Raw genomic sequence first — 7,791 nt, forward strand, 5'->3', positions numbered from 1 at the left:
AAGCACACCTGTGACCGACGACACGGTACGGACAAACGGGCGCGGAGCCGCCATCGACGCCGAGGGCGTGGAACTCACCTACGCCGACGGGACGGAGGCAGTGAAGGGGATCGATCTGACGATCCCCGAGGGGGAGTTCTTCGGGTTCCTCGGCGCAAACGGCGCGGGGAAGACGACGACGATCAAGACGTTCTCGACGCTGCTGTCGCCGACCGCGGGGTCGATCGCCGTCAACGGCTTCGACGTGCGGGACGAGCCCCGCAGGATCCGTGAGACGATCGGCTATATGGCTCAGGAGACCAGTGTCGACGAGGAACTCACCGCCCGCGAGAACATCCGCTTCGCCGCACGGGCCTACGGCGTTCCAAAGAGCGAGCGTGCAGAGCGCATCGACGAACTGCTCGATCTGGTGGACCTGGCGGACGTGGGCGACAAGCAGGCCAGCGAGTTCTCGGGCGGGATGAAGAAGCGACTGGACGCCGCGACGGCCCTCGTCCACAATCCGCCGCTCGTCTTCCTCGACGAACCAACGACCGGGCTGGATCCGAAGGCACGAAACCGCCTCTGGGAGTACTTCGAGCGCATCAACGAACGCGGGACGACGCTGTTTCTCACCACACAGTACCTCGAAGAGGCCGACCATCTCTGCGACCGTATCGCCGTCATTATGGACGGCGAGATCGTCGCCACGGGCTCACCCGCAGAGCTGAAACGGCGGGTCGGCGGGGAGATCCTCGACGTGGACGTCCCCTCCGGGGAGGACGCCCGCGAGCGCGCCGCCGAGATCGCTCGCGAGGGCGATGTTTTCGACGCCGATGCAGACGTGACCGTCACCGACGATGGGATCAGCGTCACCGCCGAACGGGCACGCGAGCACGGGACAGACCTGCTCGTCACCTTGCGTGATGCCGGAATCACCGTCACCGGGTTCAATATCCGCGCGCCGACGCTCGACGACGTCTTCCTCGCGATCACCGACGAGGAACTCGACTCAGAGAACCGGTCGGCTGACCCCACTGACGTGACGGAACCGGAGGTGATCGCCGAATGAGCGAGGCCTCAGGGGACGAGGGCGCCAGCGGGGCCCGCGCCGACGGTGGGCACGTCCGCGCGACGCCGTCGAGGAACTCCTTTTTCAGCGATTTCTGGGTGAACTTCGTCCGCTGGAACTTGAAGGCCATACGCAACCCGTTCGTCGTCGTCGGGTCGCTCGTCCAGCCGATCATCTTCCTCGTCCTGTTCACGCAGGTGTTCGGCCAGATCGCGACGAGCACGCTCGGTAGCGGTGGCGGGGCGGGAGGCATCACCTACGAGACGTTCCTGTTGCCCGCAATCGCGATGCAGGTTTCGCTGGCGGCCGCCGCGGGGTCGGGGATCGGTCTCGTCAACGACATGGAGGAGGGAATGTTCGAGAAGACGCTCGTGATGCCGATGAGCCGCTCGGCGATGTTCCTCGGCAAGACCGCTGCCGAGATAATCCGGATCGTCGTCCAGATCGCCATCATCCTCGCGCTGGGCTCGGTGCTCGGCGCAAACGTCGCCACCGGGTTCCTCGGTGCCATCGGGATCCTCGGCGTCGGCATCCTCTTCTCGCTGTGGTTCATCGCGCTTTCGAACATCCTCGCCGTCGTGACCCGTGATCAGGAGTCGACGATCATCGGTGCGAACCTCCTCCAGTTCCCCCTGCTGTTCGTTTCGACCGCCTTCCTCCCGTTGGACGCGATGCCCAACTGGATTCAGATCGTCGCGACGTACAATCCGATCACATACGGCGTCGATGCCGCACGCGCGCTTATGTTAAATCAGGATGTTATGACTGTCGTCGAAGTCACCCGTTTCGGTGGTATCTGGGACACGCTCGTTCCAGCGATCGCCGTGCTCCTCGCGCTTGATGTCGTGCTCGGTAGCGTTATGGTCTACCTGCTCAACCGCGCATCGAGTTCTGCCGTACAGTGAGATCCCGCCGGCAGCACTCCCCACGGACTTGATTGCGGCCCTCCTGACGACTTCGAAGAATAACCAGGCGTCTCAGTGACAGCCCGAGAGTGGAGAGCAGGCCAGCGCGTCCGGGTACGTTCGCTGGGTACCATCGGTGAACTATCCCCGAAACCCATCGGTCGCTTGGCCTTGCTGAATCCGACCAGGGCGGTGGCTGATTCGCCAAGAACGTAGCCGGCTGGATAGTGTGTCGAAACGGACTGAACCGCTCGCCGCTGCCGCCCTCCGGGTCGCTCGCGACCGACCATTCCGGGCGTGCGGGCGCTCTCCGCACCGCCCGCGTCTTCTCGCCAAAATCACGGCTCACGAACCGCGAGTAGTCGGCTCTCGGAATTATGCCCCGGACTCGTCTGGATGTATGCTGTGTCCCCGACGACAACCGGTGGGCCAGTCCGCTCCCCGATTTCCAGTCGCCATCGACGTGTCCCGTCCGCCCGTGCGACAGCTGCAAGCTCCTCACCCTGACTGATGTACACCGTATCCCCCGCGACAGTCGGCGATAGGACAGCTCCCTTTTCGGTCTCGTACGTCCATATGTTGCTCCCGTCACTCTCGTCAAGAGCGTGCAACCGTCCAGTGTCCGCATCGGGATACCACTCGCCCACGTACAGCGTTTCGTCCGCGTATGCGGGCGGACTGAGCGTCTTCTTCGGGAGCGTCCAGTCCCACGCAACCTCACCTGAGGTGGTCTCAAGGGCGAATAGCCGTTCTGCCCCGGACCACTGTGAGTCATCCAATCCAGCGGAGACATGTGGCTTCAACGCAGACACGAAGACACGATCCGCACCAGCGACAACGTGTCCTTTGAGCCCCCAGTCATCACCAACATTCAGCTCGGCAGTCCACCCCCGGTCACCGGACTGCGTGTTCACCGCGTACACCTCCCGCGTCGCTCGGTAGCTCTCGTTCATATCGAACGTGAACGCGAGATTCGCGGTTACTGCTGGTTTCGCCCAGTCGGTCCGCCACGTTGGCCCATCCTCAGTCTCGGCGACGTGTGGGCCGAGTGTGGCTGTCCAATCAATCTCTCCTGTCGTCGCATCACACGCGATGATCCCTCGGTTTGACCCAAGATAGACTGAATCATCTCGGACAGTCGGGCTGATCGGCGGCCGTTCTCCGCTTGATGCGGTGATTCCGTCCTCCTGTACCCACTCTTGCTCTCCGGTCGTGCTATCCAGCGCGTGTAGCCGAACTATGTTCCCCTCCGCACGGGTGATGACGAGCAGCCGGTTCTCGTGAAGGGCCGGGGCCCAGCGCATTGGTGGGAGATCGCTGTTCGACCATTGCTCTGTCCCGTCATCCGACGCCAGCGCAAACGCTGTTCCACCAGTCCAAGCCTCAGTGAGATAGAGGTCGTCGTCAACCACTGGCGGATACACGGCCCGATCGCCAAGCTGCTCCCACGCGATTTTCGCATCGTCACGGGGGCCACGCGCTTCCGGCGTGTGGCGTGTATTCCGGGCGTCGTAACCGATCTGGGGCCATGTCCCTACGGGGGTGGAGTCATCAGTCGACGGCGTTTGGTCCCCCTGATTATCGGTTCCACTGCCCGGACTAGCCAGACAGCCAGCCAAGCCGCCCGTGAGGAGTCCACCTGTCGTCGCGAGGACAGAACGACGGCGCATATCTGTTCTGTTGTTCAGTACAGCTAATGGTTTTGTGGTCGCTCAAACACCTGTTTGTCCATCGTCCAGTGAGGCGACATGCCTAGTTGGTGATGTACTCCTAGCTATTGATTTCAGAACATCGACCGACCGATCGTACAAAACGTCAATATCCGCTCGTCAATCGCCTTTGCGCTCTTGCTCGCAGTGTGTGATCGGCCAGTAGTGGAAGGGTGCACCATCGGACCACGAGAGGACAGCGATCGGCTGATCGGATCCGATGCCGACGGCATCCATTGCCTGAACTGCCGTCGGGGCCCACGCATCGAGGACTGCCATATCCATCACCTCGAGGACGACGGCATCGTCGTGGCGACACACATGTGTGCTGTCGACGAGTTCATCGACAATCGGACGGTTCGCGTGACGAGTGAACCACCCGTCACCATTGCGCCCGGTGATACACTACGTTCAATGTCGCCTGCAGGAGAGGTCACGCAAACCCTCCCCGAGGTTGTGGACGTCGACTATCGGTTCAAGAATTCCCTTTCGCCGGGACGCCCTCGGACTGTCACGTTTGAATCATCTATCAAGGACGCCCTGCAGACAGGAGATTATCTGCTCAACGAGGCCGCCGCAAACCACGGATACACGGTCCGGAACAATACCATCCGGAACAATAGGGCCAGTCTGGTGCGTCTTGCATCTGGTCGGGGGGAGTTCGTCGACAACGAACTCTCGGGGTCGAGTCTCGCTGCTGTCGAACTAGAGTGTGACACATCTGGCACCTGGACACCCAAGGGGTGGCTCTACGATGTCGAGCTAGCAAACAACACCGTTGCTCGCTCGGGGTTGAACTACATCAACGTCCAGTCACTGGGCTCGCCTGCGTTCCACTTAGTCCACCGTGCGGGTGGAGACGGAGGAGCAACCCCTCACCGTGAGGTGACGATTCGGGATAACCAGGTGACCGAAAGCGGTGACGTTGGAGTGCTGGTCGAGGACGCGACGGACGTGGCCGTGACGAACAACGATCTGTCCGGACTCAACCGACTCGATATCGATCACCTCCTCGGGCGACGCGGCTACGGGGTTGGGTTCGAAAACGTCGACGGGGCAACAGTAGCGAACAATACCGTTGCTGGCTCACCGGAGTCATTGTCTGATCTCGGCTGGCAGTCACAAAGCAACGACAGTTCGACGAGCGACAACCAGTTCGTCGTCGACGGTGAGAACTCGCCGGCGACGCTTGTCGCTCCAACACCGATCCGCCTTGAGTTCGACCGGACGGTGAGTCCAGATGGAGATAGCCGCAACCTCGCCGTCTTCTGTGCCGCACTCTCGTTCCATGACGAACGTGGTGAACCTCTCACAGATATCGATGTTGGAGGAGAAGAGGTCGATGTGAGCTTCGGCCGTGGAGTGTTCCCACCGGAAGAGTCTGGCGGCGAGACGTGGCGCTGGTTCGGCAGGTCGGAGGGGACGACAGTGATCCAGGTGGCCAGTGATGTCGCGACCGCCGCGACGGAACTCCATATCGACGGTGTCCCCATTGAGAACGGCATCTCGGTCCGTGCTGTTGTCGAGGACGCAGCAGCAGACTCCGTTGATATGGGCTCCGACGAAAGACACGTTATCACCGTGCCGCTGCCGTAATTGAGAGGGTACTTTTATTTATTAAATTCCTCTTCACCTACTTCGGGTCTAAGTGCCACGCCTCCATTGGTTCGACGACAGTCCCGTCGGTATCTATCCACCGATGTTGACACGACTGACGAGACGCCGTCACTGGAGGCCATCGACATCACCGCGGTCGTTTTCGACGAGATGACCTTCGCGGTCGAGCGAGCGCTCTGTGAGAAGCACGACATCAGTATTCACTAGAGCTTCGACGACTGCCGCGAGGAACTGGAGGCCGCTCGCGAGACAGCCCAATCTGGGGCAGATAACTCCGAAAAGTCGGTCAACCACACTGGTGGTTTCGAGTTCCCCGCAGCGTCTCAGTAGGACCAAACGATTCCCCAACGTTACCGATACGGTGGCTCCACGGTAGTCACGACCCGAACCTCGGACTCCTCATAGACGGGTTCGTGGATCGTTTCGTTCCCCGTCAGGGACTCTGACTTCATTCGGGCACCACGAACATACTCCCACAGAATCTCCCCGGTCGTACGTTCATAGCGAAGCCACTGTCGTTTGTCGTCTCCCATCCCATGATAGATAACGATGTCAAAGGTCCCATCGTCCCAGAGACGTATCTTGCACGTTCGCGGCCCTGGTAGTTCTTCTACCGCAAGGTCGCGCATACGATCGACAAGCGGTGCAAGCGGTGCCATCGGTGGGATTCCGTCGGTGTACATAGTTGTGCTGTCCCGTCCTCCCGCAGCCACGCGGGAGCAGCGGTCAACACCCTGAGAGAATTTCGTCACGTCTCTGCCGAGCGATTAGCAGGCGAGAGCCGTACCCGGGACTGCGAGAAAACGTGACGGAATCGACTGCGAAGCGCACCTTCAAAAGCCTACCGGCGGGGTTGCAATGGTTTGGTTTTTGTACCCCCGAGAGGGGTGCGGGGGTTACCACTCCCGCGACGTACCGATGAACGGGAACGCACGACGTCCCACGTCAAGCGGAGTCCAGACAGAAACGCTCGTTAACCGTCGCGACGACCCGTCGAATACGTCGGCTTTCGCGTCGACGGCCGAGCCGTCGTTCTGAATCTCTCCGAACAGCAGCGTCTCATCCCGATCGAAGTCTCGATCTGGTCAATCACAGTCCAGTGAGTCAACCGAAGCTACTTACGTGATACAGACGTATCACAGTATATGAGCACCGATAGTGACGCCGGCGGTGAAGGCGAAATGGAGAAGATCAATGTCAGAGTGCCGCAGTCGCTTCTGACACAGATCGACGAGATCTGGGAGGAACGGGGATACGCGAACAAGTCCGAATTTATTCGCGATGCACTCCGGGATGCCGTCAACCCCCCGACGCAACTGTCTGAGGAAGCGCTCGAGCATCTGGCTGAGAGCCGCAAGCAGCGAGAGCAGGGCGAGACGGTATCGCAGGACGACGTGAAGGGCCGCCTGGGAATCGATGACTGAGGTCGAGTGGACACCGAAAGCACTCGACTTACTGGAGGGACTCGACACCGAAGCCCAAGAGCGACTGGTCAAGAAACTCGACGAGGCGAAAGACTGGACATCCCATCGCCTCGAAAAACTCAGCGGCTATCCGTACTAAAAGCTCCGCGCCGGCGACTACCGTGCGATCATCACGTGGGATCGGGACGAGGATGTCCTCATAGTCGAAGCGGTCGGCCACCGGCGGAATATCTACGATAGGCACCTCCCTCCATAATCCCGCTATCTTCTAACCCGACCGGATGGGTGGGCTGCCGGTCTAACGTTCAAATACGATGCTGAGTCGGTAGTGTTTATTGCCCACGAGAGGGGTGCGGGGGGACCTCACCCCGCTACTGAGCCATGACCGATTCAGAATATCCGTGGCGAGACGAAGCGCTACTCTACGACCTCTACTGGGAACAGGAGCTGAGTACAGTCGAGATCGCAGACAGGCTGGGATGTGCACAAAAGACGATCTGGAGGTGGATGGAGAAATTCGACATCCCCCGTCGAAATAAACACGAGGCGGCACCCAATCGCCGGCGTCATCCCGCCGTGTTCACCGACCGTGGTTACGTCATTTGTGCCTCGAACTACCGCGGAACGACAGATTCCGTCGGGATTCACCGGCTTGTGATGGTGGCAGAGCGCGGATTCGACGGGGTCACAGGAAGCTTATCTACCGTCAACCAAATCACAACAAGGATCCAAGAGGAACGAAGATGAGTGAAGGAGTTCACCGCGGATCCTCTGTCTATCAGCGGGAACGCGACAAAGCGTTGCGGCGTGACGACTGGGAATGCCAGTCATGCGGATCAACAGTCGGCCACGTCGGTGAACCAGAGGTGCCCGTCGCACACGTCCACCACGATACCCCACTATCCGACGGTGGCGTTCATAAAGTCGACAACCTCATAACGCTTTGCCCGGAGTGCCAGGCAGTGTTCAGATAAGGATGAAGAGTGAGGCGGTGTGTTTTCTGAGTGATCCATGCCCGAAAACACACGCCTCAGCGGTACTCTCGACCAGATCGACTTAGACTTTGTTGAACGAGAAGCGACACC

General features: G+C 60.2%; 7 protein-coding genes and 2 pseudogenes. 8 read left to right on the forward strand and 1 reads right to left on the reverse strand.

Annotated features, from left to right (window positions below; all coding sequences use genetic code 11):
* Nucleotides 1–10: 10 nt before the first annotated feature.
* Together D8896_RS17170 and D8896_RS17175 are read left to right on the forward strand one after the other, a co-directional pair.
* Entirely contained in the window at nt 11–1,051 is a 1,041-nt protein-coding gene (locus tag D8896_RS17170; protein ID WP_205596873.1) for an ABC transporter ATP-binding protein, read from the forward strand.
* The gene (locus D8896_RS17175; RefSeq protein WP_121823331.1) at nt 1,048–1,956 is read left to right on the forward strand and encodes an ABC transporter permease; all 909 of its coding nucleotides are present in this window, start codon (nt 1,048–1,050) and stop codon (nt 1,954–1,956) included. The genes D8896_RS17170 and D8896_RS17175 overlap by 4 nt, the downstream gene beginning before the upstream one ends.
* A 338-nt stretch (nt 1,957–2,294) precedes the next feature.
* On the opposite strand, the gene D8896_RS17180 is transcribed toward D8896_RS17175, so the two are convergent.
* Nucleotides 2,295–3,368: an outer membrane protein assembly factor BamB family protein gene (locus D8896_RS17180; RefSeq protein WP_240452069.1), complete on the reverse strand. Its 1,074-nt coding sequence runs from the start codon at nt 3,366–3,368 to the stop codon at nt 2,295–2,297.
* A gap of 462 nt (nt 3,369–3,830) precedes the next feature.
* Here D8896_RS17180 and D8896_RS17185 point away from each other — a divergent pair, with 462 nt between their 5' ends.
* From D8896_RS17185 to D8896_RS17220, 6 genes and pseudogenes are all read left to right on the forward strand, one after another.
* Complete coding sequence (locus tag D8896_RS17185; protein WP_121823333.1) at nt 3,831–5,261, forward strand: right-handed parallel beta-helix repeat-containing protein; 1,431 nt, start codon at nt 3,831–3,833, stop codon at nt 5,259–5,261.
* A gap of 66 nt (nt 5,262–5,327) precedes the next feature.
* Complete coding sequence (locus tag D8896_RS19780) at nt 5,328–5,489, forward strand: hypothetical protein (RefSeq protein ID WP_205596875.1); 162 nt, start codon at nt 5,328–5,330, stop codon at nt 5,487–5,489.
* 938 nt (nt 5,490–6,427) lie between these two features.
* Nucleotides 6,428–6,706 (forward strand): ribbon-helix-helix domain-containing protein, encoded by a 279-nt coding sequence (locus D8896_RS17200; protein WP_121823334.1) that lies wholly within the window; start codon nt 6,428–6,430, stop codon nt 6,704–6,706.
* A pseudogene (locus tag D8896_RS20190) lies at nt 6,699–6,962 on the forward strand (type II toxin-antitoxin system RelE family toxin). The gene D8896_RS17200 and the pseudogene D8896_RS20190 overlap by 8 nt, the downstream one beginning before the upstream one ends.
* 487 nt (nt 6,963–7,449) lie before the next feature.
* A complete protein-coding gene (locus D8896_RS20195) occupies nt 7,450–7,680 on the forward strand; it encodes an HNH endonuclease (RefSeq protein ID WP_121823335.1) in 231 nt (76 codons plus the stop codon).
* Between the two features lie 37 nt (nt 7,681–7,717).
* A pseudogene (locus D8896_RS17220) lies at nt 7,718–7,791 on the forward strand (IS6 family transposase); the annotation flags it as partial.

The organism is Halostella salina, from assembly GCF_003675855.1.
In the GTDB taxonomy this organism is placed as follows: domain Archaea; phylum Halobacteriota; class Halobacteria; order Halobacteriales; family Natronoarchaeaceae; genus Halostella; species Halostella salina.